General features: G+C 70.4%; 26 protein-coding genes. 12 read left to right on the top strand and 14 right to left on the bottom strand.

Going from position 1 to position 23,664, the window contains the following annotated elements; genetic code table 11:
* The 6 genes from MKK84_RS30505 (at position 1) to MKK84_RS30480 (ending at position 3,387) form a co-directional block, all read left to right on the top strand.
* The gene (locus tag MKK84_RS30505) at positions 1-312 is read left to right on the top strand and encodes an oxidase (protein WP_243925983.1); all 312 of its coding nucleotides are present in this window, start codon (positions 1-3) and stop codon (positions 310-312) included.
* 131 nt (positions 313-443) lie between these two features.
* A complete protein-coding gene (locus tag MKK84_RS30500) occupies positions 444-641 on the top strand; it encodes a helix-turn-helix domain-containing protein (protein ID WP_243925981.1) in 198 nt (65 codons plus the stop codon).
* Positions 642-720: 79 nt separating this feature from the next.
* Positions 721-1,506 (top strand): class II glutamine amidotransferase, encoded by a 786-nt coding sequence (locus MKK84_RS30495; protein WP_243925979.1) that lies wholly within the window; start codon positions 721-723, stop codon positions 1,504-1,506.
* Between the two features lie 163 nt (positions 1,507-1,669).
* On the top strand, positions 1,670-2,410 hold the full coding sequence (locus tag MKK84_RS30490) for a NepR family anti-sigma factor (protein WP_243925977.1): 741 nt from the start codon (positions 1,670-1,672) through the stop codon (positions 2,408-2,410).
* 138 nt (positions 2,411-2,548) lie between these two features.
* A complete protein-coding gene (locus MKK84_RS30485) occupies positions 2,549-2,962 on the top strand; it encodes a DUF1236 domain-containing protein (RefSeq protein ID WP_243925975.1) in 414 nt (137 codons plus the stop codon).
* 134 nt (positions 2,963-3,096) lie between these two features.
* Entirely contained in the window at positions 3,097-3,387 is a 291-nt protein-coding gene (locus MKK84_RS30480; RefSeq protein WP_243925973.1) for a hypothetical protein, read from the top strand.
* A gap of 5 nt (positions 3,388-3,392) precedes the next feature.
* Here MKK84_RS30480 and mscL read toward each other — a convergent pair whose 3' ends face one another.
* The 5 genes from mscL to MKK84_RS30455 all read right to left on the bottom strand — a co-directional run bounded on the left by mscL (position 3,393) and on the right by MKK84_RS30455 (position 6,048).
* A complete protein-coding gene (gene mscL, locus MKK84_RS30475) occupies positions 3,393-3,812 on the bottom strand; it encodes a large conductance mechanosensitive channel protein MscL (RefSeq protein WP_243925972.1) in 420 nt (139 codons plus the stop codon).
* Between the two features lie 60 nt (positions 3,813-3,872).
* Positions 3,873-4,733, bottom strand: coding sequence for a CDP-alcohol phosphatidyltransferase family protein (locus tag MKK84_RS30470; RefSeq protein ID WP_243925970.1), 861 nt, complete (start codon positions 4,731-4,733; stop codon positions 3,873-3,875).
* 4 nt (positions 4,734-4,737) lie between these two features.
* Positions 4,738-5,448 (bottom strand): phosphatidylserine decarboxylase, encoded by a 711-nt coding sequence (locus MKK84_RS30465; RefSeq protein WP_243925968.1) that lies wholly within the window; start codon positions 5,446-5,448, stop codon positions 4,738-4,740.
* A 92-nt stretch (positions 5,449-5,540) separates the two neighbouring features.
* Positions 5,541-5,729: a type II toxin-antitoxin system RelE/ParE family toxin gene (locus tag MKK84_RS30460; RefSeq protein WP_243925966.1), complete on the bottom strand. Its 189-nt coding sequence runs from the start codon at positions 5,727-5,729 to the stop codon at positions 5,541-5,543.
* A gap of 88 nt (positions 5,730-5,817) precedes the next feature.
* Complete coding sequence (locus MKK84_RS30455) at positions 5,818-6,048, bottom strand: hypothetical protein (protein ID WP_243925964.1); 231 nt, start codon at positions 6,046-6,048, stop codon at positions 5,818-5,820.
* 238 nt (positions 6,049-6,286) lie between these two features.
* On the opposite strand from MKK84_RS30455, the gene MKK84_RS30445 reads away from it, so the two are divergent.
* Positions 6,287-6,583: an addiction module antidote protein gene (locus MKK84_RS30445; RefSeq protein WP_243925962.1), complete on the top strand. Its 297-nt coding sequence runs from the start codon at positions 6,287-6,289 to the stop codon at positions 6,581-6,583.
* A gap of 19 nt (positions 6,584-6,602) precedes the next feature.
* On the opposite strand, the gene MKK84_RS30440 is transcribed toward MKK84_RS30445, so the two are convergent.
* Positions 6,603-8,540 carry an ABCB family ABC transporter ATP-binding protein/permease gene (locus MKK84_RS30440; RefSeq protein ID WP_243925960.1) on the bottom strand — a complete coding sequence of 646 codons (1,938 nt, stop codon included), beginning with the start codon at positions 8,538-8,540 and terminating at the stop codon, positions 6,603-6,605.
* An 88-nt stretch (positions 8,541-8,628) separates the two neighbouring features.
* The gene (locus MKK84_RS30435; protein ID WP_243925958.1) at positions 8,629-8,823 is read right to left on the bottom strand and encodes a translation initiation factor IF-2; all 195 of its coding nucleotides are present in this window, start codon (positions 8,821-8,823) and stop codon (positions 8,629-8,631) included.
* Between the two features lie 104 nt (positions 8,824-8,927).
* On the opposite strand from MKK84_RS30435, the gene MKK84_RS30430 reads away from it, so the two are divergent.
* Positions 8,928-10,262, top strand: a complete 1,335-nt coding sequence (locus MKK84_RS30430; protein ID WP_243925957.1) for a PLP-dependent aminotransferase family protein — start codon at positions 8,928-8,930, stop codon at positions 10,260-10,262.
* 7 nt (positions 10,263-10,269) lie between these two features.
* Here MKK84_RS30430 and MKK84_RS30425 read toward each other — a convergent pair whose 3' ends face one another.
* Positions 10,270-11,715 (bottom strand): LysM peptidoglycan-binding domain-containing protein, encoded by a 1,446-nt coding sequence (locus tag MKK84_RS30425; protein WP_243926020.1) that lies wholly within the window; start codon positions 11,713-11,715, stop codon positions 10,270-10,272.
* Positions 11,716-11,924: 209 nt separating this feature from the next.
* On the opposite strand from MKK84_RS30425, the gene MKK84_RS30420 reads away from it, so the two are divergent.
* Together MKK84_RS30420 and MKK84_RS30415 are read left to right on the top strand one after the other, a co-directional pair.
* The gene (locus MKK84_RS30420; RefSeq protein ID WP_243925955.1) at positions 11,925-12,521 is read left to right on the top strand and encodes a TIGR00730 family Rossman fold protein; all 597 of its coding nucleotides are present in this window, start codon (positions 11,925-11,927) and stop codon (positions 12,519-12,521) included.
* 418 nt (positions 12,522-12,939) lie between these two features.
* Entirely contained in the window at positions 12,940-14,700 is a 1,761-nt protein-coding gene (locus MKK84_RS30415) for a methanol/ethanol family PQQ-dependent dehydrogenase (protein ID WP_243926018.1), read from the top strand.
* Here MKK84_RS30415 and MKK84_RS30410 read toward each other — a convergent pair.
* Positions 14,654-15,583, bottom strand: a complete 930-nt coding sequence (locus tag MKK84_RS30410) for a LysR family transcriptional regulator (protein WP_243925954.1) — start codon at positions 15,581-15,583, stop codon at positions 14,654-14,656. The two genes, MKK84_RS30415 and MKK84_RS30410, sit on opposite strands and share 47 nt — an antisense overlap.
* A gap of 92 nt (positions 15,584-15,675) precedes the next feature.
* On the opposite strand from MKK84_RS30410, the gene MKK84_RS30405 reads away from it, so the two are divergent.
* Complete coding sequence (locus MKK84_RS30405) at positions 15,676-16,545, top strand: aldo/keto reductase family oxidoreductase (RefSeq protein ID WP_243925952.1); 870 nt, start codon at positions 15,676-15,678, stop codon at positions 16,543-16,545.
* A gap of 154 nt (positions 16,546-16,699) precedes the next feature.
* Here MKK84_RS30405 and MKK84_RS30400 read toward each other — a convergent pair whose 3' ends face one another.
* The 5 genes from MKK84_RS30400 to MKK84_RS30380 form a co-directional block, all read right to left on the bottom strand.
* Positions 16,700-17,929 carry an ABC transporter substrate-binding protein gene (locus MKK84_RS30400; protein ID WP_243925950.1) on the bottom strand — a complete coding sequence of 410 codons (1,230 nt, stop codon included), beginning with the start codon at positions 17,927-17,929 and terminating at the stop codon, positions 16,700-16,702.
* A gap of 351 nt (positions 17,930-18,280) precedes the next feature.
* A complete protein-coding gene (locus MKK84_RS30395; RefSeq protein ID WP_243925948.1) occupies positions 18,281-19,165 on the bottom strand; it encodes a 3-keto-5-aminohexanoate cleavage protein in 885 nt (294 codons plus the stop codon).
* A 17-nt stretch (positions 19,166-19,182) separates the two neighbouring features.
* Entirely contained in the window at positions 19,183-19,941 is a 759-nt protein-coding gene (locus MKK84_RS30390; RefSeq protein WP_243925946.1) for an SDR family NAD(P)-dependent oxidoreductase, read from the bottom strand.
* Positions 19,938-20,888 (bottom strand): 3-hydroxyacyl-CoA dehydrogenase family protein, encoded by a 951-nt coding sequence (locus tag MKK84_RS30385; RefSeq protein WP_243925944.1) that lies wholly within the window; start codon positions 20,886-20,888, stop codon positions 19,938-19,940. The genes MKK84_RS30390 and MKK84_RS30385 overlap by 4 nt, the downstream gene beginning before the upstream one ends.
* A 180-nt stretch (positions 20,889-21,068) precedes the next feature.
* Positions 21,069-22,094: a cyclase family protein gene (locus MKK84_RS30380; protein WP_243925942.1), complete on the bottom strand. Its 1,026-nt coding sequence runs from the start codon at positions 22,092-22,094 to the stop codon at positions 21,069-21,071.
* A 294-nt stretch (positions 22,095-22,388) separates the two neighbouring features.
* Here MKK84_RS30380 and MKK84_RS30375 point away from each other — a divergent pair, with 294 nt between their 5' ends.
* Positions 22,389-23,648, top strand: coding sequence for an ABC transporter substrate-binding protein (locus MKK84_RS30375; protein ID WP_243925939.1), 1,260 nt, complete (start codon positions 22,389-22,391; stop codon positions 23,646-23,648).
* Positions 23,649-23,664 lie beyond the last annotated feature (16 nt).

Raw genomic sequence — 23,664 nt, 5'->3', positions numbered from 1 at the left:
ATGCGCAATCCGCTCGCCACCCTGAGCACCGACGACCGCGCCCTCCTGCGCAAACGCCTGCGCACGCCGGTGCTGACCTTCCTGGCCCTGCTCGCCCTGCTCGCCGTCAACGTCACGCTCGGCGCCACCCTGCCCTTCGCGCAGGTCTGGATCGTCGAACTCGCCGTCGTCGCCGTGATGGTGGCGCTGATCCTGCTGGTCTCCATGGAGGTGATCCACGAGCCGCCGCTGATCCGGCTGTTCTCGGGGCTCGGCTTCTTCTGGGTCGCCATCATGGTCGGGATGACGCTCACCGACTATCTCGCACGGTAACGGCTGAGCGGAGGCCAGAGATGACCGCATTCGGAGAAGGACTGGTCGAAGCCGCCCAGCAGGCCCTGGCCATCGCCCGCGGTGAGGCACAGCCAGGGACCTAACGCGTTCACGGCTCACCAAACCTTGATGTGAAGGCCGTTCGTTTAGGGCTCGGTTTCACGCAGGCCGAGTTCGCGGCCCGCTTCGGCTTTCCGATCGGGGTCCTCCGCGCCCTCGAACAAGGCCGCGCCCAGCCGGATACGCCGATGCGAGCCTACCTGACGGTGATCCGGCACGACGCCGCCGCGGTGCTCCGGGCCCTGGATCATTCTCAGGACAGGGGCTGAAACGTCGGTTGTCCCAAAGGTCGAACGTCTCTAAATCCGCTCGTCCGCACCTGTGGCGCGCGGCGGAAAGTGGGAGACCATGTGCGAACTGCTCGGCATGAGCGCCAACGTGCCGACCGACATCCGCTTCTCCTTCGCGGGCCTCGCCCGGCGCGGCGGCGACACCGGGCCCCATGCCGACGGCTGGGGCATCAGCTTCTACGACGGGCGGACCTGCCGCAGCTTCCACGAGCCGGAGCCGAGCGCCCGCTCGCAGCTCGCCCGCCTCCTGCGGGACATGCCGATCAAGAGCCGGATCGTCGTCGCCCATGTCCGCAAGGCCAACCGCGGCCGGGTCAGCCTCGAGAACACGCACCCGTTCGCCCGGGAATTGTGGGGCCGCCGCTGGACCTTCGCGCATAACGGCCAGCTCAAGGGCGTGAAAAGGCTGCCGCTCGGCGGCTTCATGCCGATCGGCTCCACCGACAGCGAGCACGCCTTCTGCTGGATGCTCGGACGCCTGCAGAACCGCTACAAGGCCCTGCCCCGGCCCGGGGCCCTCGACCGGGCGGTGGCCGACCTTGCGGGCGAGTTGCACGGGCTCGGCGTGTTCAACATGCTGCTGACCGACAGCCGCACCCTCTACGCCCATTGCGGCAAGAGCCTCTGCTACCTCACCCGCCGCGCCCCCTTCGGCAAGGCCACCCTGATCGACGAGGATTGGCAGGTCGATTTCGCCCGGGAGACCACCGAGCACGACATCGTCACCGTCATCGCCACGAAGGCGCTGACCCGGGACGAGAGCTGGACCGACCTCGCCCGCGGCGACGTCTTGACCCTGCGGGACGGGACGATCCGTCTGTTGAGACCGGCCAACTTAGCTTAAGTGTGTTTTGGCTGAGGGTGCATGCCCGCGCCCGATGCGTTAGAACGCCGGTAACAGGAGCGCAGCGGCCGGACCTTTGCCCGGGTTCAAGCCGGCAAGCGATCCGCCTCGATCCTGTCGGGATCACCGGTCGAGCCACGATGAGTTGACGAGCGCGATACGCATGACCCGCGACGACACCGACACCGTCCTGTCCCAGGAGGACGCGACTCGGGATGGCCGCCCGAACCTGAATGCCGGCATCCGCACGCATCTCGGCGAGCATCTGCGCACCGTCTACGAGCGGATCGGCGAGGAGACGCTCCCGTCCCGCTTCGGTGACCTGATCGAACAGCTCGAGGCGGCTCTCCGCGCCCGGGGCGAGGCGATCGAGCCGGAATTCCGCAACGGGCTGCTGGCCGCCGTTCCGTCCCTGCGCGCCTTCGCACTGTCGTTGACCTCGAATCCCGCCCGGTCCGACGACCTCGTCCAGGACACCCTGCTCAAGGGCTGGCAGCACCGGGCCCGGTTCCAGCCGGGCACCAACCTGAACGCGTGGCTGTTCACGATCCTGCGCAACATCTTCTACTCGGATCACCGCAAGCGGGTCCGCGAGGTCGAGGATCAGGACGGGTCCTACGCGGCGCGCCTCGCCACCGCCCCGCACCAGGGCGACCGGCTCGATGTCGAGGATCTGCAATCGGCGCTCGCCAAGCTGCCGCCGGACCAGCGCGAGGCCCTGGTGCTGGTCGGCGCGGAGGGCGTCTCCTACGAGGAGGCGGCCACGATCATGGGCTGCAAGGTCGGCACCGTGAAGAGCCGCGTCAGCCGCGCCCGGGGCCGCCTGGCGGAGCTGCTCGGCTACGACGAGGAGGATCTCGGCTCCGACCGGTTCATCCAGTCGGCGATGCCCAAGGACGCGTGAGGCCCGGACCGTAAGGCCGCGTTAGCCCTCGGCCCTCGTCCGCAAAAAGGGATGCATCCGATTCCGGGTATCGGGCGTTACCGGCCCGAGCTTCGCCGCGTGACCGCGGCGGAACGCCACGGAACGGAGCAATCCCGTATGACCATCAAGACCCTCATCGCCGCCTCGGCCCTCGTCCTGTCGCTGCCGCTGGCCGCCCAGGCCCAGGGCACCATCCCGGGTGCCGAGCGCGGCGCGGCCGCGGGTGCCGATGCGGCCGGCCCGATCGGCGGGATCGTCGGCGGCGCCGTCGGTGCGGCCACCGGTACGGTGGGCGGCATCCTCGGCGTCGACATGGCGCCGCGCTTCCGCAGCTATGTCCGCGAGCGCAACGTCCGCTCGTACGATTACGACGGTCGCGTCGCCGTGGGCAGCACCCTGCCGTCCGCGGGCGTGACCTACTACGACGTCCCGAGCGAGTACCGCGTGCAGCCGGGCTACCGCTACACGGTGGTGAACGACCGTCCGGTGCTGGTCGATCGCGGCCACCGGATCGTCGAGGTCATCGACTAATCCCAGGGGCCGGTCTCGTATCGGCCCCTGGGACCCCGGAGCCCTGTGCTCCGGGGTCCCCCACTTGATGCTGCCGTCGGCGCAACGCTTCATCCGACCGGCCGTTGATCAGCGGATCGACCCGCGAGGCGACCATGAACGACAATCCCCTAGAGCCCGGCTCTCATGAACCCGGCGCCGTGCTGCCCGAGCCGGTGCGCGACCATCTCGGCCAGCAACTCCGCGGCGTCCTGCCGGTGGAGGCCGACAAGCCCCGATTCCTCGGCGACGATTCCGTCCCGGAGGTGTTCGAGCCGCAGATCCGCCGACTCGAGACGCGGCTGAAGACCCACGAGGAGGGCACGGAGGCGGTGGGCCAGGCCCTCGACCAGATCCTCGATGCCTTCGGCGTCAAGCCGGAGGAGCCGGGCTCGCGCGGGACCTGAGGGTTTCAGACCCGCGGCTTCGCGGCCAGGAGGTCGCGGATCTCGGAGAGCAGCTTCACGTCGGCCGGGATAGCCTCCGGCTCCTTGGGCTGCGCGGTCTGCAGGCGGTTCATCGCCCGGATCACGAGGAACAGCACGAAGGCCACGATCACGAAGTTCAGCGTCAAGGTCAGGAACTGGCCGTAGCCGATGACCGCGCCCTGCTTCTTGGCGTCCATGTAGGGCAGGCCGGCCTGCACCTTGGACGAGAGCGGAATGTAGTAGTTCGAGAAATCGAGCCCGCCGGTGACCGCACCGATCACCGGCATGAAGACGTCCTGGACCGCTGAATTGACGATCGCCCCGAAGGCGGCGCCGATGATCACGCCGACCGCGAGATCGACCACGTTTCCGCGCAGCGCGAATTTCTTGAACTCGTCAAGCATCGTCGAATCCCCCTCGCCGGACATGGCCAAGGTAGGGGATTATTCGGCGACGGCCAGCGGTTATTCAGTTGTTGCAGTGGCGGGCGGTTCCCCTGCTACCGCGACGGACCGCTCCTCGGCACCCACGGCCGGCTCCGCCTTGAGACGGCGGCGGTACTGCGCGGCGACGACCGGGATGGTCAGGAGATACCCTCCGCTCACCGCCACCAGGGCCTCGAACGGGTAGCTGATCAGGATCCCGAAGGCCGCCACGCCGAACAGGAAGATCGGCAGCACGAGGCTGCGCGGCACCCGCTTGCCCATGGTCTTGCCCGAGTAGGTCGGGACCGTGGAGACAACCAGCAGGGCGATGCACAGCACGTAGATCAGGATCGCGGGCGCCGCCCAGCGCTCCAGGCCGAAGCCGAGGAAGTGCAGGTAGAGCGGCAGCATCGCGGTCAGCGCGCCGGCCGGGGCCGGCATGCCGACGAAGAAATCCTTCTTCCAGTCCGGCCGGTTCGGATCGTCCAGCATCGCGTTGAACCGGGCGAGCCGCAGCGCCATCGCGATGGCGAAGATCAGCGCCACGATCCAGCCCACCGACTTCAGGTGGAACAGCACGAAGCCGTAGAGGATCAGCGCCGGGGCGCAGCCGAAATTCACGAAGTCGGCGAGCGAATCGAGTTCCGCCCCGAAGCGCGAGGTGCCCTTGAGCAGCCGCGCCACCCGCCCGTCGATGCCGTCGAGCACGCCCGCCACCACAACGGCGATGACCGCGGGCTCGAACTTGCCCTCGAAGGCGAGGCGGATCGCGGTCAGCCCGAGGCAGAGCGCCATCAGGGTGATCATGTTGGGCGCGATCATCCGGAACGGCACCGGCTTGAATCGGCGCGGGCGCGGCTCGTTCGGATCGGGCTCGAAGGGCGGGAAGAGATCGTCCATAGGGTCAGATCCGCTTGAACACCCGATCCGGGCCGCCGCCGAGATCGGCCAGCACCGTCTCGCCGGCCACAGCCTTCTGGCCGAGCCCGACCAGCACGGTCGCGCCCGCCGGCAGATAGACGTCGACCCGGGAGCCGAAGCGGATCAGTCCGAATCGCTCGCCGACGCCCAGCACGTCGCCCGCCGAGACGAACCCGACGATGCGCCGGGCCACCAGCCCCGCGATCTGCACCACGCCGACGCGCTTCGGCGCGCCGGCATGAGTCGTCTCGATCACCATGCCGTTGCGCTCGTTGTCGTCGCTCGCCTTGTCGAGCTCGGCGTTGAGGAACAGGCCGGGCGTGTAGTGGATCTGGCCGATCCGCCCCGAGACCGGCGCGCGGTTCACGTGGCAGTCGAACACGTTCATGAACACGGAGACGCGCAGGGTGGGGACCTGCGGCAGGTCGAGTTCAGGCGGCGGCAGGACGGTGGCGATCAGGTTGACGCGCCCGTCGGCCGGCGAGACCACGAGCCCGTCGGCCACGGGGGTGACGCGCTCGGGATCGCGGAAGAAGTAGCAGACCCAGAGGGTGAGGATCAGGAAGATCCAGCCGAAGAACTGGGAGAAGGTGCCGGCCAGCACGGTCAGCACGATGCCGATCAGGATGAAGGGATAGCCCTCCTTGTGAATCGGCACGAGCGTCCGGCGGATCGTCTCGATGAGGTCGGTCATTCTGTGGGGGCTCGAGGATCAGGGCTCTGCCGGGCGGATGGCAGCCTGCCGGTCCGGCGTCAACTTATCTCGGGCAAGGCTGGGTGTCGCGGTCAGGACAGGGGCTGCCGGGAGGCGTGACGGAAGCGGCGCACGATGATCGCGTCCCGGCCGATCGAATAGTCCACGAGATAGGGATAGGTCCCAAGCGGAAACCGGCGGATGTGCCGCACGCTGGTTCCGTGTCCCATGAACGGATGGGCTTCCAAGAGGGTCGTCACCACGAGCAGGCGCTCTCGCAATCCCCGGGCGGGGCCTCCGGGGACTGCGCAGCCAGGTATTCAAGCGCGGCCTCGACTTGCCGCGCCGCCGTGAGGGTATACCGAACGCTCACGGTCCATGTTTCGCCCAGATGGCGCGGATCTGTTCGTCCGTCGCGAACTCGCCGCGTGCCACTTCCGCATCCGACGCCGCAAGGTCCGCCTCCTCCTCCGGCGTCAGCTGGTACACCGGTCTGTCCGCCTCACCCGCGAACAGCAGCAGCATGCGGGCGGCATCGTCCTGCAGGGTGTCGGGGAGCGCGCGGACGCACGCGATCGCTCGTTCCAGGAGCTCGGTCATGGCGCCATGATACACGCCGCCGGTTCGGACGGAAGTTATCGGCGGATCGTCTCCCTCGGGTCGGTCGTGGCTCTCTCGGACGCGCGTCATCGTCCCCACCCGCCTTTCGGCGCCGGGGGAATGGCCCAAGCTATATCCAGCGAGGCAACAGGATCATCATCTTGCTGTGCGGCGGCGACAAGGGCTCGCAGGCTCGCGATATCCGTGAGGCCAAGCGCTTGGCGAAGGAGATATGACCATGGCCCTGGAGACGTTCCCCTACGATACCGCCGAGCATCTGAAGACACCGGAGCATATCGCGGCATATCTGGAAGCCGTGTTGGAAGATAACGATCCTGCTCTGCTGAGTCATGCCCTCGGTGCGGCCGCACGCGCGCATGGGATGATACAGATCGCGCAGGAGACAGGCCGCTCCCGCGAGCAGCTCTACCGGACCCTCTCGGAGAAGGGGAACCCGCAGCTCGACACGCTGATGGGCGTGCTCAAGGCCATCGGTCTGCGCCTGAGCGTGAAGCCGATCGAGACCGAGGCCTGAGCGGGCTCCTCCCGCCCCCCTACTCCGCGGCCGCCGTCTCCGGCACGCCCGCGCGTCCGGTTCGCACCGGCACCACTGGCGCGTCGGCGCGCTGGAGCACCTCGAGCGCCGCGTCGGCCTCGCGCTGGCGGTCCCAGAGCGCCGCGTAGACGCCCCCGGCCTCCAGCAACTCGGCATGGGTGCCGCGCTCCACGATGCGGCCGTGGTCGAGCACCAGGATCGCGTCGGCGTTCACCACCGTCGACAGCCGGTGGGCGATCACCAGGGTGGTGCGGCCGCGGCTGACCCGGTCCAAAGCCGCCTGGATCTCGGCCTCGGTGAAGCTGTCGAGCGCCGAGGTCGCCTCGTCGAGCACGAGGATCGGCGGCGCCTTCAGGATCGTGCGCGCGATGGCGACCCGCTGCTTCTCGCCGCCCGAGAGTTTCAGGCCGCGCTCGCCGACCGGGGTGTCGTAGCCCTCCGGCAGGCTCGACACGAACCCATCGATCTGGGCGAGCCGGGCGGCCTCGCGCAGCTCGGCCTCGGTGGCGTCGGCCCGGCCGTAGCGGATGTTGTAGCCGATCGTGTCGTTGAACAGCACGGTGTCCTGCGGGACCATGCCGATCGCCGCCCGCAGGGATTCCTGCGTCACCGCGGCGATGTCCTGCCCGTCGATGCCGATCCGGCCGCCCTGCGGCTCGTAGAACCGGAACAGCAGGCGCGAGAGGGTCGACTTGCCGGCCCCTGAGGGCCCCACCACCGCCACCGTCTGGCCCGCCGGGATCTCGAAGGAGACGCCGCGCAGGATCGGCCGTTCGGGATTGTAGGCGAAGCGAACATCCTCGAACCGCACCGTGCCGCCCGCGACGTGCAACGGCGCCGCCCCCGGCCGATCGGCGATCTCGGGGTTCTGCCCGAGGATGCGGAACATGTCGTCGATGTCGATCAACGCCTGTTTGATCTCGCGATAGATCATGCCCATGAAGTTCAAGGGCATCGAGAGCTGCACCAGCATGGTGTTGGCCAGCACGAAGCCGCCGATCGTGGTGCGCCCGGCCAGGATGTCGCGCGCGGCGAGCCACATCACGGCGGTCATGCCCAGCGTGAAGATCACCGCCTGCCCGGCATTGAGCACCGCCAGCGACACGTAGGTCTGGGTCGAGGCCTTTTCGTACTTGGCCATCGACACGTCGTAACGGGCGGCCTCCCGCTGCTCGGCGCCGAAATACTTCACCGTCTCATAGTTGAGCAGCGAATCGACCGCCTTGGTGTTGGCGTCGGTATCCGACGCGTTCATCCGGCGGCGGATCGCGATCCGCCACTCGGTCGCCTTGTAGGTGAAGGCCAGATAGGCCGCGACCGTCGCGAAGGCGGTCGCCGCGTAGGTCCAGCTGAACTCGTAGGCCAGCACGCCGAGCACCAGCACGAACTCGACGATGGTCGGCACCAGCGTCAGCACCATCAGGCGCGACAATTCCTCGATGCCGGAACGGCCGCGCTCCAGCACCCGGGTCAGGCCGCCGGTCTTGCGCTCCAGGTGGAAGCGCAGGGACAGGCGATGCATGTGCTCGAAGGTCTGGAGCGCCAGCCGCCGCACCGCATGCATCGCCACCTTGGCGAACAGCCCGTCGCGCATCTGGGTCAGCGCCGACATGGCGATCCGCGAGACGCCGTAGAGGGCGATCAGCAGCATCGGCGCGGCGAGGAGGCCCGTCGGCACCGGCGCATCCTTGCCCCCGATGGCCGCGACCAGCGCGTCGGTGATCCACTTGAAGGTGAACGGCGTCACCATGGTCACCAGCTTGGCGGCGAGCAGCAGGCCGAACGCCAGGAACACCCGGCGCTGCAGGTCCGGCCGCCCGTGCGGCCAGAGATGCGGCCAGAGCCGGCGGTAGGTGGCGATCAAGCCTGGGCGCTCGGCAGAAAGACCCCCAGCCTGGGGCGTCGGCCCGGCCGGGGGCGCGTTCGTGTCGGTCATGAAGGATTCTGCGGGGCGGGGTGTCGTGTACCCCGCATATAGGCCCGTGGCGGCGCCGGATCACCCGCGCTGCGTGCAGGGCACCGCGTCACGCCTGCCAGAACGGCTTTCGGATCTCGGCGCGCAGGCGCCACGGATCCAGGCCGGCCTCGCGGATCTGCTCGGGATGCAGGGCGGCGAGCACCCGGCGGTCGCGCAGCCGCGTCAGCCAGAGGCGCAGCAGGGCAGGACCGGAAGCGGGACGATCGGCGGCGGGGGAGCGGGTCAGCGTGAGGGCGGGCATCAGGAAAGATCCGGTGGCGGTTGGGCAGTCCGGCCGGGATTGCGGGGGCAGCATTGATCCGATACAGATCTCGGATCAATCGAAACATTGACCTCGGAGCAATCATGGGATCGGCGGATTTCCGGTCCGTCGCCGACGCGATCGCCGCCGACATCGCGGCCGGCCGGCTCCCGCCCGGGGCGAAGCTGCCGCCGCAGCGCGACTTCGCGTACGCACAGGGCATCGCGGTCTCGACGGCGAGCCGGGTCTATGCGGAACTGGGCCGCCGGGGCCTCGTGACCGGCGAGGTCGGGCGGGGCACCTATGTCCGGTCCGCGCCGGGCCGGAACGGACTGCTCCAGCCGGAGCCGCCGCCCGCGGCGATCGATCTGCAGCGGACCCATTCGCGGCTGCCCGAGCAGGAGGCCGTGCTGGCCGAGACGCTCGCGGCGCTCGCCGGCGAGGGTGGCGCGATGGCGTTCGGCCAGTACGGGCCCGCGGGGACACCGCAGGCGCAGGCGATCGCGGCGGCATTCCTCGCCCGGGACGGCCACAGTCCCGACCCCGCCGACATCCTGTTCACCGGCAACGGGCGGCAGGCGCTCGCGGCAGCGCTCGCCGCGCTGGCGGCGCCGGGCGAGCGGATCGCCTGCGAGCCCCTGACCTACCCGATGGTGAAGGCGATCGCGGCCCGGCTCGGGATCACGCTGGTGCCGGTCGCCATGGATGCCGAGGGGATGTGCCCCGACGCGCTGCTCCAAGCCCACCGGGCGAACCCGCTGAGCGGGGTCTACCTCCAGCCGACCCTCCAGAATCCGCTGGGCGCCACGATGGGGCCGGGCCGGCGCTCCGCCCTCGCCGCAATGCTCACGCAGACCGGGCTGACCGCCATCGAGGATGCGGTCTACGGCTTCCTCGCGGATGCCCGTCCGCTGGCCTGTCTCGCGCCCGACCGGGTGATCCTGGTGGACAGCCTGTCCAAGCGGGTGATGCCCTCGCTGACGCTCGGCCTCGTGGCGGCGCCCCCACCCCTGACCGACCGGCTCGCCGCCTCGATCCGCCAGGGCGCCTGGACGGCCCTCGGCCTGGCGCTCGCCGCCGGCATGCACTGGATGGCGGGGGGCTCGGCCACCGCGCTGGCCGCGGTCAAGCGCCGGGACGCGGCGGCCCGGCAGGTGATCGCCCGGGCGGCGCTCGCGGATCTGCGGGTGGTCGGCGACAGCCGTGCCTATCACCTCTGGCTGGAACTGCCCGAGACGTGGCGGGCAGAGGCTTTTGCGGCGGCGGCCCTGCGCCAGGGTATCGCGCTGATCCCGGCCCCGGCCTTCGCGGTCGCCCCCGGCCACGCGCCGAACGCGGTCCGCTTGGCCCTGGCGGTGCCGTCGCACGATGAACTGGCCGCGGCCCTGCGCCGGCTGCGCCGGCTGGCCTTCGCGGGGGACGATCAGGTGGTGGAGTGAGGGGCGTTCAACCGCGCTTATCGGCCGGCAGCACGAAGATTTGGCCCGGATAGATCAGGTCGGGATTGCGGATCTGGGTCTGGTTGGCGTCGTAGATCACCGTGTAGCGCTCGCCGCGGCCGTAGGTGCGCTGGCTGATCCGCCACAGGTTGTCGCCGCGGGTGATCTTGGCCGTGCTAATCTCCGGCACGTAGACCGCGCCGTCGGCGCTCGCCTCCGCCGGGGTGCTCCGGGCCTCGGCCGGACCCGGCGCCACCGCGGCGGGGGTTTGCGGCTCAGGCCGTCCGGGCATCGCCTTCGTGCTGCCCGTCCCGCCATCCGTCGCGCTGCCTGGCCGCACGCCTTGAGCGCCGCCCGGCCCTGCACCCCGACCCAGGCCGGGGCCGACGCCCTGCCCGGTCGATCGGGCTCCGTTCGCGGAGGGGCCCGAGGCGTGGTTCGCGGCAGGGTTCGGAATGGTGCCCTGGGCATGGCCCGGGATGGTCGCCGCCTGGGAGCCGGCGGTATCACGCGCGGCGATCCGGGTCGGCTCGGCCACGGACAGCGGCACCTCGGCGCGGGTTTCGACTTTGCCGGTGGCCGGGTCGATCTGGTCGATCCGCACCTGATACTGGCCGGGCTTCACGCCGCGCCCGATCGTGAAGCTCGCCCGCCCGTCCGGGCCGACGCGGCCGGGGGCGATCAGCGTGTCGTTGAGGTAGAGCCGGATCGCCGCGCCGGGGGTGCCTGTCGCCGTGACGAACAGCCGCCCGTTCTCCTGCACGTCCACGCTCGCGATCCGGGTCGGCTGTCCCGGACCCGCGGCGCCGGGCGATGCCGCGGCGGCGGACTTGGCATCGGCTTTGGCGCCCGGCTGCGACAGAACCACGGTTGCCGCGTCCGGGGCGGTCAGGGCGACGAGCGGCTGGCGGTCGCGCCCGGGGGCGACCTCGACCGCCACGCTCTGCTCCGACTCGGCCGCCCGCCCGTCCTTGCCGGTCATGCGCAGCCGGATCTGGCTCGATCCCGCGGGCAGGGCCGGCGGCACCATGGCGAATTGTCCCCCCTCGTCGGCGGTCGCCCGGGCCACCGGCTTGCCGTTGACCAGCATCTCGACGACGGCGTTCGGCGCACCCTGGCCGGCCACCACGGCATCGCCGTTCGGCTCGACCCGGACGATGTCGAAGCGCGGCACCGCGGCGGCCGGCTTGCCGGATCCGGCCGCGCGGGCGGGGTCCGCTGGGGCGTCGGCCCGGGGCAGGCCCGCGTCCGCACCCGGCTTGCCGTCGCGGGATGGGTCCTGGCGCAAGGCAAGCGCGCCGGGATCGGCCAACGACTGCGCGGCGTTCTCCGGCGTGCCGCGGCCGGTCAGCTGGCGCAGCGACTCCCCGCCGAACAGGGCCGCCACGAGCCCGAGGCCACCGAGGAGGCCGACGAGCGCCAGGGCGAGACTGCGCCGCACCTGTCCCGACATCGCCAACCTGAGCCTCCCTCGATCTCGCTCGCCGTGCGGGAAAAACCGTCGACGGAACACGGCATAATACCGTACATGGTGCCGACACCAAGCCGTCCCGCCGCCCCGGCGGGTGAATCCCCCGCGACTTCAGCAGTTTGGCCCTTGGACCGATCGGCGCGGGGCATGTCTCGGACGGCTCGCAACAGACGCGCGAGGGAGGGCGCCGGATGGCCCCGGTGAGGACAGTCTGTGTCTATTGCGGCTCCGGCTTCGGGCGGGACCCCGCCTTCCGCGCGGCCGCCGAGGTGCTCGGGACGGCCATCGCGCAGGCCGGGATGCGCCTCGTCTATGGCGGCGGCGATGTCGGCCTGATGGGCGCGGTGGCGCGCGCCGCGCTCGACGCCGGCGGCCACGTCACCGGCATCATCCCGGATTTCCTCCAGGCGCGCGAGCACATGCTGGCGGACATTCAGGAGACCGTGGTGGTGCCCGACATGCACACCCGCAAGCGCCTGATGTTCGAGCGCTCGGACGCCTTCGTGACCCTGCCGGGCGGCATCGGCACGCTGGAGGAGCTGGTCGAGCAGCTGACCTGGGCGCAGCTCGGGCGCCATCGCAAGCCGGTGGTGCTGGTCTCGGTGGCGGCGTTCTGGGCGCCGCTGCTCGCTTTGTTCGAGCACATGCGCGGCCACGGCTTCATCCGCGAAGGGCTCGACCTGAGCTACCTCGTCACAGGCGAGGCGGCCGAGGTGGTGCCCCTCCTGCGCGAGGCCGGCCACGAGCCCGATCCCCAGGCCGAGGCGGTGGTCAAAGAGCGGATGTGACGGGGGCGCTCGCTTCTTCACCCGCAAGGCGTGCGGGGATCCACATTGTCTATGCTCGGATCCGGACAGCGCGCGCATCCGCTTCTATGCCCCCTTGCGGGCTAACGGATCCACACTTCTCTGCCGAACACCAAGCCCTTGAAAAACGAGCGCGTTTCTCCTCCCCCTTGTGGGGAGGGGTCAGGGGTGGGGGGGTCAGGAACACGCGTGACGGTGCTTTCTGCGCCACCCCCACCTCCAGCTCGTCCCCACAAGGGGGAGGAGAGCGCGTCTCCCCCAGCCGATGTGTGAATATCGTAGCTCTGCGGGGGAGGGAGAGGCGCGCGACGATCAGGAGGACTGTGAGAGAATGCTGAAGCCTCTGCGGACAAGATCGGACGAGAATCTCCCGTTGCGGGCTTCACTCCTCGCGGCCCTGATGTTCGCCGGCCTCACCGGCACGGCTTCCGCGCAGCCGTCGCCGGTCCTCCAGACCCTCGACGACGCCAACACCCGCTATTCCGATCTCGCACAGATCGACGCCGGCAATGTCGGGCGCCTCAAGGTCGCCTGGACCTTCTCCACCGGCGTGTTGCGCGGGCACGAGGGCGCGCCGATCGTGGTCGGGCATCGGATGTTCGTGCACACGCCCTTCCCCAACATCGTCTACGCCCTCGACCTCGACCACGACGGCAAGATCCTGTGGCGCTACGCCCCCCGGCAGGATGCGGGCGTCATCGCCGTGATGTGCTGCGACACGGTCTCGCGCGGGCTCGCTTACGCGGAGGGGCGCCTCTTCCTCCAGCAGGCCGACACGACGGTCGTCGCCCTCGATCCGGAGACCGGCCGGGTGCTGTGGTCGGTGAAGAACGGCGATCCGGGCCGGGGCGAGACCAACACCGCCACGGTCCTGCCGGTCCACGGCAAGCTGATCGTCGGGCTGGCCGGCGGCGAGTACGGGGCACGCTGCCACGTCACGGCGTACGATCAGGCCAGCGGACAACGCCTGTGGCGCGCCTACGCCACCGGGCCGGATGCCGAGATGCTGGTCGATCCGGAGAAGACCACGGAGCTCGGCCGTCCGATCGGCCGGGATTCCTCGCTCAGGAGCTGGGAGGGCGACCAGTGGCGGACCGGTGGCGCCTGCAGCTGGGGCTGGTTCTCGTACGATCCCGCGCTGAACCTCGTCTATTACGGCACCGGCAATCCCGCGACCTGGAACCCGGCCCAGCGCCCCGGCGACAACCGCTGGGCGATGTCGATCATCGCCCGCGACCCCGACACCGGCATGGCCCGCTGGGTCTACCAGATGACCCCCCACGACCAGTGGGATTATGACGGCGTCAACGAGATGATCCTCACCGAGCAGGCGATCGGCGGGCGCTCCCGGAAGGTGCTGACCCATTTCGACCGCAACGGTTTTGGCTACACGCTGGACCGGGCGACCGGCGCATTGCTGGTGGCGGAGAAGTTTGACCCGAGCGTCAACTGGGCGAGCCGGATCAGCATGGATCCCGCCGCTTCCGATTACGGTCGTCCGGTGGTCGACAAGCGCTACGCGCCGGGCGAGGCCGACGAGGACGAAACCACAAAAAACATCTGCCCCGGGGCGCTCGGCGCCAAGAACCAGCAGCCGGCGGCCTACTCACCCAAGACGCGGCTGTTCTACGTGCCGACCAATCACATGTGCATGGATTACGAGGCGTTCCGGGTGACCTACACGCCCGGCCAGCCCTATGTCGGCGCGACCCTGACCCTGCACCCGCCCGAGGGCTCGGACCGGACCGGCGCCTTCATCGCCTGGGACGGGGCGAAGGGGCGGATCGCGTGGTCGCTTCCCGAGCCCTTCTCGGTCTGGTCGGGGGCGCTCGCCACCGCGGGCGACATCGTCTTCTACGGCACGCTCGAAGGCTACCTGAAGGCGGTCGATGCCCGGGACGGGCACGAACTGTACCGGTTCAAGACCCCGTCCGGGATCGTGGGCAACGTCACCACCTACCTGCACGACGGCAGGCAATACGTGGCGGTGCTCTCGGGCATCGGCGGCTGGGCCGGGATCGGGCTGGCGGCCGGGCTGACCGACCCCGCCGACGGCTCGGGGGCGGTGGGCGGCTACGCGGCGCTGTCGCACTACACGGCGCCGGGCGGGCAGCTCACGGTGTTCGCACTGCCGGATCCAACACCGGCTGCCGCGCACTGACGAAATCCACGAAGGCGCGCAGCGGCGCCGGCAGGTGCCGCCGGCCCGGATAATAGAGGAACGGGCCGGAAAAGACCTGCCACCAGGGCTCCAGCACCGGCTCCAGGGCGCCGCTGTCGAGCTGCGGGCGCAGCCAGTCCTCGAACAGGTGGATGATCCCGGTCCCCGCGACCGCGGCCGCCACGGCAAGGTCGCTGGCGCCGACCCGCACGATCAGCGGCCCGGACGGGTCCACCCGGACGATGGCGCCGTCGCGCTCGAATTCCCAGGGCGCCGTTAGGGCGCCGCTGGGGAACCGGCCGAGCAGGCAGGCATGGGCCAGGAGATCGCGCGGATGGTCCGGGCGTCCGCGCCTTTCGAGATAGGCCGGGGCTGCCGCCGTGGCGAAACGCTGCCGCCGCGGGCCGATCGGCACCGCGATCATATCCTGCTCCAGCCGCTCGTCGTAGCGGATGCCGGCATCGCAGCCCGCCGCCAGCACGTCCACGAACCCGTCCTCGACGACGATCTCCAGGCGGATCTCGGGGTACGCCGCCAGGAAGGGCGGCACGAGCACCGGCAGCACCAGCCGGGCCGCGCTCAGCGGCACGTTCAGCCGGAGCGTCCCGGCCGGCCGATCGCGGAACCCGTTCACCACGTCGAGGGCAGATTCGACTTCGGCGAGCGCCGGGGTGAGCCGTTCGAGCAGGCGGGCGCCCGCCTCCGTGGGGGCGACGCTGCGGGTCGTGCGGTTCAGGAGGCGCACGCCGAGCCCCGCTTCGAGCCGGCGCACGGCCTCGCTGAGGCGCGACGCGCTCCCGCCCCCGGCGCGGGCGCCCTCGCGAAAACCGCCGGCCCGCGCCACGGTCACGAAGGCGGTGAGATCGGCGAGATCCTGGGTCATTGTTCGAGAATGCGCACGGCCCGTGCCGATCGTCACGACTTATCGGCGCAATCGGTGCCGTCTACATCCGGGGCGCCAACAGGAGATTCGCCATGACGGATATTGCGCAGGCCGGGACGTTCCCGCTCGGAGACCGGACCGTGACGCGGCTGGGCTACGGGGCCATGCAGCTCGCCGGGCCGGGCGTGTTCGGGCCGCCCAAGGACCGGGACGCCGCCATCGCGGTGCTGCGCGCGGCCGTGGCGGCGGGCGTCGACCACATCGACACCAGCGACTTCTACGGGCCGCACGTCACCAACCAGATCATCCGCGAGGCGCTTCATCCCTATCCGGACGGGCTCGTGATCGTCACCAAGGTCGGCGCCAAGCGCGGAGCCGACGCCTCGTGGAACCCCGCCTTCTCGGCCGCGGAACTCACCCAGGCGGTCCACGACAACCTGCGCAACCTGGGCGTCGATGCCCTCGACGTGGTCAACCTGCGCCTGATGTTCGATGTCCACGGGCCGGCGGAGGGGCCGATCGAGGCGCCGCTCACCGTGCTGGCGGATCTCCAGCGCCAGGGGCTGATCCGCCGGATCGGCTTGAGCAACGCCACGCCCCGGCAGGTTGCCGAGGGGCGGCGGATCACCGAGATCGTCTGCGTGCAGAACCAGTACAATCTCGCGCACCGGGACGACGACGCCTTCATCGACGAACTGGCGGCTGCCGGCACCGCCTACGTGCCGTTCTTCCCGCTGGGCGGGTTCAGCCCGCTCCAGTCGGACAGCCTGTCGGCGGTGGCGGCCGGGCTCGGCGCGACGCCGATGCAGGTGGCGCTGGCATGGCTGCTGCGCCGGTCGCCCAACATCCTGCTGATCCCGGGGACGTCCTCCCTCGGCCACCTGCGCGAAAACCTCGCGGCGGCGGAACTCCGGCTGCCGGACGACGCGATGGCGGCCCTGGATCGGATCGGGGTGGTGTGACGGACATCCAAATCGCGACCTCATCCTGAGGCGCCGGAGCGAAGCGGAGGCCTCGAAGGAGCACTCCAGCAACCGCCCCGATTCCTGGAGCCCTCCTTCGAGGCCGCTGACGCGGCACCTCAGGATGAGGGGGATGGGTGGGATCAGCCGGCCCCTACTTGCCCGTCATGCCGGCCACCATCGGGCAGCCGCCCTCGCTCATCGGGCGGAAGGCCTGCTCGGCCGGGATCGTCTCCAGCACCTTGTAGAGGTCCCATTCGCCCTTCGACTCGGCGGGCGTCTTGGCCTCGAACAGGTACATCGGGTGGATCTTGCGCCCGTCCGGCCGGATCGTGCCCTGGCCGAACAGCGGGTCGTCGGTCGGCAGCTCCTTCATCTTGGCCACCACCGCGGCGCCGTCCTTGGCCGAGTGCAGCGCCGCCACCGCCTTCAGGTAGTGCAGCGTGCTGGCATAGACGCCCGCTTGGTACGAGGTCGGCTTCTTGCCGGGCATGCGCGTCTCGAACCGTTTCGCGAAGGCCCGGGTGCCGTCGTTGAGGTCCCAGTAGAACGAGGCCGTGAAGGTAAGGCCCTGCGCCACGTCCAGGCCCAGCGAGTGGATGTCGGTGATGGCGATCAGCAGGGCCGCGAGGGTCTGGCCCCCCTGGCGGATGCCGAATTCGTGCGCCTGCTTGATCGCGTTGGCGGCATCCAGCCCGGCATCGGCGAGCCCGATCACCTGGGCGCCCGACCCTTGAGCCTGGAGCAGGAACGAGGAGAAATCCGGGTTCGGGAACGGCGTGCGCACGCCGCCGACGACCTTGCCGCCATTCTTCTCCACGACCGCCTTGGTGTCGCGCTCCAGGGCGAGGCCGAAGGCGTAGTCGGCGGTGATGAAGTACCAGGACTTGCCGCCGCGCTTGAGGATGGCCTTGCCGGTGCCGTTGGCCAGCGCCGCGGTGTCGTAGGTCCAGTGGACGGTGTTGGGCGTGCAGGCCGGCCCGGTCAGGTCGGCGGTGCCGCCGCCCGAGTTGATGAAGGCCTTGTTCTTCTCCTTGGTGATCTGCGCGATGGCGAGCGCGACCGAGGAGGTCGGCACGTCGAAGACGGCATCGACGCCGTCGCGGTCGTACCATTGCCGGGTGATCGAGGCGCCGACATCGGGCTTGTTCTGGTGGTCGGCGGCCACGACCTCGACCTTCAGCCCGTGCGCCTCCGGCTTGAAATCCTCGACCGCCATGCGGGCGGCGACCACCGAGCCCTCGCCGGTGGAGTCGAAGTAGACGCCGGAGCGGTCGTTCAGCACGCCGATCTTCACCGGCACGAGATCGGCGGCGAGCGCCGCGCCGGCGCCGAGCGCGCACAGTGTCCCGAGCAGCGCCGCGGCGCGGTGGCGGAGCGTCATGTCTCTCTCCCTGTCCTTATCGAATGCGGCGGCGTTGATCGGCGCTCGCGGTCTTCGAAGACAGCGTATCCGTGGGCATTCGCGGCTGATACCGGCGCGGGTGAGGATGCCGCCGATCCGTAAGCGCTACCTCTTATCCCTCCCCCTCAGCGGGGGAGGGTGACCCCTGCGTCAGCAGGGGTCGGGAGAGGGGACGCGGCTTCAGGATCTGCCGCAGCCTTCATGACGGGCACGGCCCTTTTCTGCACCGTCGCTCCCCCCTTGCGGGACTACGTCCCGACCCGACCCCCTTCGGGGGCCACCCTCTCCCGCAGAGGGGCGAGGGAGATGCACGGTTTCCGTGCGCGCGATCTACTCCCGCGGCGCCAACCCAAACATCGCCCGCGCCTGATCGGGCGTGGCCGGCTCGCGGTCGATATGGGCGAGCAGGCTCACGGCCTTCTCCACCAGGGCGGCGTTGCTCGGCGCGAGCCGGCCCCGGGACAGGTACAGGTTGTCCTCCAGACCGACCCGGACGTTGCCGCCCATGCCGGCCGCCACGGCCAGGATCGGGAACTCCGCCTGGCCGATGCCGAAGGCTGACCAGATCGCGTCCTCCGGCAGCCGCGCCCGCATCGCCACCAGCGCCTCCGGCGTCGCCGGGGCGCCCCAGGGGATGCCGAGGCAGATCTGGAACAGGGGCGGGCGCGCCAGATGCCCCTCGGTGATCAGGTGCCGGGCCAGCTCGATCTGGCCGAGATCGAACACCTCGATCTCCGGCTTCGCGCCCGCGTCGCGGATCTGCCCCGCCATGGCGCGCAGATGGGCCGGCGTGTTCAGGAACAGGTGCTCGCCGAAATTCATCGTGGCGACGTCGAGAGTGCAGATTTCCGGCCGCAACGCCGTGACGTGCCGGGTGCGGGCCTCCGGGCCCACGAAGGTCGTGCCCGGGCCGGCCATAGAGGGATCTGGATCGCCCGGCACGAACCGGCCCCCCGCCCCCGTGGTCAGGTTGAGGATCACATCGGCGTTCTTCTCGCGGATCCGCTCCACCACCTCGCGGTAATGGGCGAGTTCCATGCTGGGCGCGGCGGTTGCGGGATCGCGGACGTGGATGTGGACCACCGCGGCCCCGGCGGACGCCGCGTCCAGGGCGGATTGCGCGATGGCGTCCGGGCTCACCGGCACGGCCGGGTTCTTCTTCGGCGTGTCGAAGGAGCCCGTGAGCGCGCAGGTGATGACGGTGAGGTTCGACATCTCTGGTGTCCCCGAATTCACATCGCCCCGCCGTCGACCGTGATGGTCTCGCCGGTGATGTAGGCCGCCCCCGCGGCGAGGAAGAAGATCGTCTCGGCGACGTCCTCCGGCCGGGCCATGCGGCCCAGCATGGTGCGCCCGACGGTGGAGGCCTTGCGCGCCTCCGACCAGGGTTGGGTCCAGGGCGTGGCGACGAGGCCGGGCGCCACCGCGTTGACGCGCACGTCCGGCGCCAGCGCCCGGGCGAGGCTGCGGGTCAGGTTGATCAGCCCGGCCTTGCTGGCCGAATAGGCCACCGACGAGCCCCGCCGCCCGAGCCCCGCCACCGAGGCGGTGTTGACGATGGCGCCCCGGCTCGCCTTCAGCGCCACCGCCGCAGCCCGGGCGCAGCGGAACGGCCCGAGCAGGTTGGTGGCCAGGATGGTGGCCCAAAAGTCCTCGGTCATCGCGTCGAGGTCCTCGAACGCGATGGGGGTGGTGGTGCCGGCCGTGCCGGCATTGTTGACGAGCACGTGGAGGCCGCCGAGCCGGTCGATCCCGGCCGCCACCATGGCTTCCGCATCACCGGCGGCCGACACGTCGCCGGGCAGCGCGAACACCGCGAGCCCCTCCCCCGCGAGCCGGTCGGCCTCGGCGGGGCCGCGGGGATCGTCGGCCAAGTGGTTCAGCGCCACCGTGGCGCCGTTGCGCGCGAACATCTCCACCGTCGCGAGCCCGATGCCAGACGAGGCCCCGGTGACGAGGACGCGCCGTCCGGTCAGATCCGCCCCGATCATGTCCCCTCCATCCGGCCGATCCCGGCCATCGCGGCCTTGAGCGCCAGGAGCTTGCGGTCGCGCTCGCGGAACAGGTCTTCCGGAGGGCGCCCGCCCCAGTCGAAATAGCCCCTGCCGGCCATCACCCCGGTCCGGCCTTCGGCGCACAGACCGTCCAGCGTCTCGGAGCGCGTGCGCGGGGGCGGCGGCGCGTAGCTGGCGTTGGCCAGCGCACGCTGCGTCAGCTCCAGGCCGGTGAAGTCGGCCTTGGCGAGGTGGCCGAGGATCGGGATGCGCAACGAGAGCCCGTGGATGATCGCGTCGTCGATGTCCTTCGGCGAAGCGACCCCCGCGTCGAGGAGTTCGAAGACCTCGGCGCTGATCGCCTGCTGGATGCGGTTGGCGATGTAGCCGGGGATGAAGCGCTTGAGCACGATCGGAACCTGGCCCAGGCCCCGCACGAGATCGGCCATCGCGCTGACCACGGCCGGGTCTGTGCCGGGGCCGGGCACCACGTCGACGAGATCGACGATGTAGGGCGGCGTGTACCAGTGCAGGATCAGCGCCCGAGCTTGGCGCGCCTTCGGGATCAGCGGGAAGACGTCGAGATAGCTGGTGTTGCTGGCCAGGATCGTGTCGGCTGAGCAGAGCCGGTCGAGTTCGGTGAACAGGGCGCGCTTGGCCTCCGGGTTCTCGGTGATCGCCTCGATGACCAGCCCGGCGCCCGCCACCGCCGGCTCGAGCGCAGCCTCGACCCGGACCGCTCGGCTGAGCCTGTCGGCATCCCAGCCCTCCGGGGCGGCGCCCGCCTCCCGCAGGGTCGCGAGCGCCGATCCCATGAGCGCCGGTATGCGGGCGCGGGTCTCGGGCAACGTGTCGGTGATGCGGACCGCGTGCCCGTGGAGCGCCAGCACCAGGGCGATGCCGTGCCCCATCAGGCCTCCGCCGACGATTGCGATCTCGGTCATGGGGGGCCTTCTCTGCGGGATGTCGGTTCGAAGGACGGAGCGCTGCTCACATGATCGATGGCGCTGAAGGCTTGGCGGTCCAGGCCTGCCACGCGCCCTCCCTCCCCCGCAAAGGGGGGAGGGAGACGCGTTTGCGACGGCGCGTTCAGGGGCTTGGGCGCATGAGCTTCCATGCGGCCCTCACACCGTCGCGATCGGCGTCGTCGGTGAGCCGACCGCCCCGGGCAGGCGCAGGGGCGGCGCCGTCAGCAGGAAGCGGCTCCGGCCCCGCGCGCGCAGCCACTCGGCGAGCGGCGTCAGGTGCCACAGCTCGCCGAGATTGACCCCGAGCTTGAACAGGCAATGCTCGTGCAGCGGCAGCGTCGCGCAGCAGGCGGGGCCGGGCCCGGCCGGATAGGCCTCGACGGCGTAGTTGTCGGCGATCAGCGCGCAGAGGCCGGTGCGGGTGATCCAGTCGAGGAGCCGCGGGTCCCGCCCGTCGAGCCCGGCGCAGAGGTTGTGGACCAGCTTCGGATCGGGTGCGCCGCCCATGGCGATCAGCCGCTCGGCGAAGCCCGTGTGCAGGCAGACCATGTCGCCCGGCTCCACCACGACGCCGTCGGCCTCCAGGATCCGCGCGAGCTGCTCGTAGCCGACCTTCACCTTCGCGTCGCCGAGATGGGCGCGCAGATCGATCATCACGGCGCGGCCCTGCATGCCGGTCTCGGCCAGCCGCTCGATCCCGAGATGCTTCGCCCGGGAGGGCTGATCGGCGGCCGCGGCGGTCTCCGGCCCGACGATGTCCCGGCCGCCGCGGAAGCCGTTGTAGAAGGTCGGGCCCGTGCCCGTGCCGTCCGCGTCGAACAGCGACCCGACATGGGCGAGCGAATCCCACTGCGTCGAGTATTGCAGATGGATCAGCGCCCGGTCGTCGCAGATCACGTCGGTGGCGCCGTCGACCTCCTCGCAGACCGGGAAGTTCATGTTCGGCCGGCCGTTGGCCCGCCGGGTCGGGGTGATCTGCGGCGGGTGGCGGCGCGGGTTCAGGACGTTGCCGCCGGGCAGATCGAGCGGCAGGCTGAGGCAGAAGGTGAGGCCCTCGCGCACCTCGGCGACGCCCTGGAGCACCTTCTCGGGCGTCAGCAGGTTCAGGCGGCCGCGCTCGTCGTCGGGGCCGAAATCGCCCCAGGTCGAGCCCTCCGGCCGCCGCGTCCAGCGCAGGCTCATGGGGTGGGCACCCGGCCTGGCCGGGCGCCGCGGCCCGGACTGGTTCCGGGCCCGAAAGCGCGTGCGTTCCTCACCTGTCGTGCGCCTTTCTTCGAGGCCATCGAGCCCGCTTCAGCGGGTCCCGACGCGAGCCTATGCTGAGGCCGCCGGACCCGAAAGCCCGCGGCCCGAACGAAGCGCCGGAAACGTCACCCGCCCCGCGCCGCCCGCCCCTTGTGATCCGTCGAGCCCCGGCTACAGTCGGTCCCAAGCCCGCGAATAAAAAATTCGGGCGCTCAATTTGAGGAAACGCCGATGACCGAGACCGCGCGTGCCGTCGTCCGGCCCGCTCAGATCCGGCGCGTGCTGCCTGCTTTGCTGGCGGCGGGCTCGATGCTCGCTGGGCCGGCGCGGGCCGCCGAGCCGATCAAGATCGGCGTGATCGCCGAGGCGCAGTCGGTGGCCGGGGCCTCGATCCCGCAGGCGGTGCAGCTCGCCGCCGACGAGATCAACGCCAAGGGTGGGATCGACGGGCGTCAGATCCAGGTCGTCACCTACGACGACAAGTCCTCCGCCTCCGACGCGGTGCGCGCGTTCCAGCGGGCCGTGTCCGAGGACCAGGTCAATCTCGTCATCGCCAGCTACATCTCGGAGGTCGTGCTGGCCCTGATGCCCTGGGCGGCCCGGCTCAAGACGCCGATGATCACGCCCGGCGCGGCCTCGAACGAGATCAGCGTGAACGTCCACAAGGACTACGCGCGCAACAAGTACACCTTCCACGGCTACCTGACCTCGCACGCCTTGGCGCAGGCGGTCTGTGATTCCGCCAAGGATGTGCTGGTCGATAAGCTCAAGGCCAAGACCGCCGCGATCATGAGCGAGGACGCGGCCTGGACCCGCCCGCTCGACGCCGCCTACGAGGAATGCCTGCCGAGATCCGGATTGAAGGTGGTGGAGCATGTCCGCTTCTCGCCGGACACGGGCGACTTCACGCCGATCTACAACAAGATCGAGGCGGCCAAGCCCGACCTGATCGTCACCGGCATCGCCCATGTCGGCGTGCAGCCGACCGTGCAGTGGCAGAACCAGCAGGTGCCGATCGCCATGACGGGGATCAGCGGCCAGGCGACCTCCTCGACCTTCTGGGCCAACACCAACGGCGGCACGCAGGGCGTGCTGTTCGACAGCGTGGCGCTGCCGGGCGTGGCGCTCACCGAGAAGACGATTCCCTTCTCGGAGGCCTTCACCAAGCGCTTCGGCGGGGCGCCGTCCTACGCGGGCTTCATGGCGTATGACGCCGTCCACTACACCGCCGAGGCGATCAAGCGGGCGGGCTCCACGGAGGCCGACAAGCTCGTCGAGGCCCTGGAGCAGACCGACTATGTCGGCACGGTCGGGCACCTGAAGTTCTACGGCAAGGACCAGCCGTTCACCCACTCGATCCAGTACGGCCCGGGCCTGATGACCAGCGTGCTCGGCCAGTGGCAGAACGGCAAGCAGGTGTCGATCTGGCCGGCGGCGACGGCCAACGGGACTTTGGTCCTGCCGCCCGCCGTCAAGCCGGCGGTCCAGTAAGTCGGGCGGGGAGAGC

It is taken from the genome of Methylobacterium sp. E-065, from assembly GCF_022829605.1.
In the GTDB taxonomy this organism is placed as follows: Bacteria; Pseudomonadota; Alphaproteobacteria; order Rhizobiales; family Beijerinckiaceae; genus Methylobacterium.
Note: the sequence above shows the minus strand (reverse complement) of the source record. Positions and strands in the feature narration are given on the sequence as shown.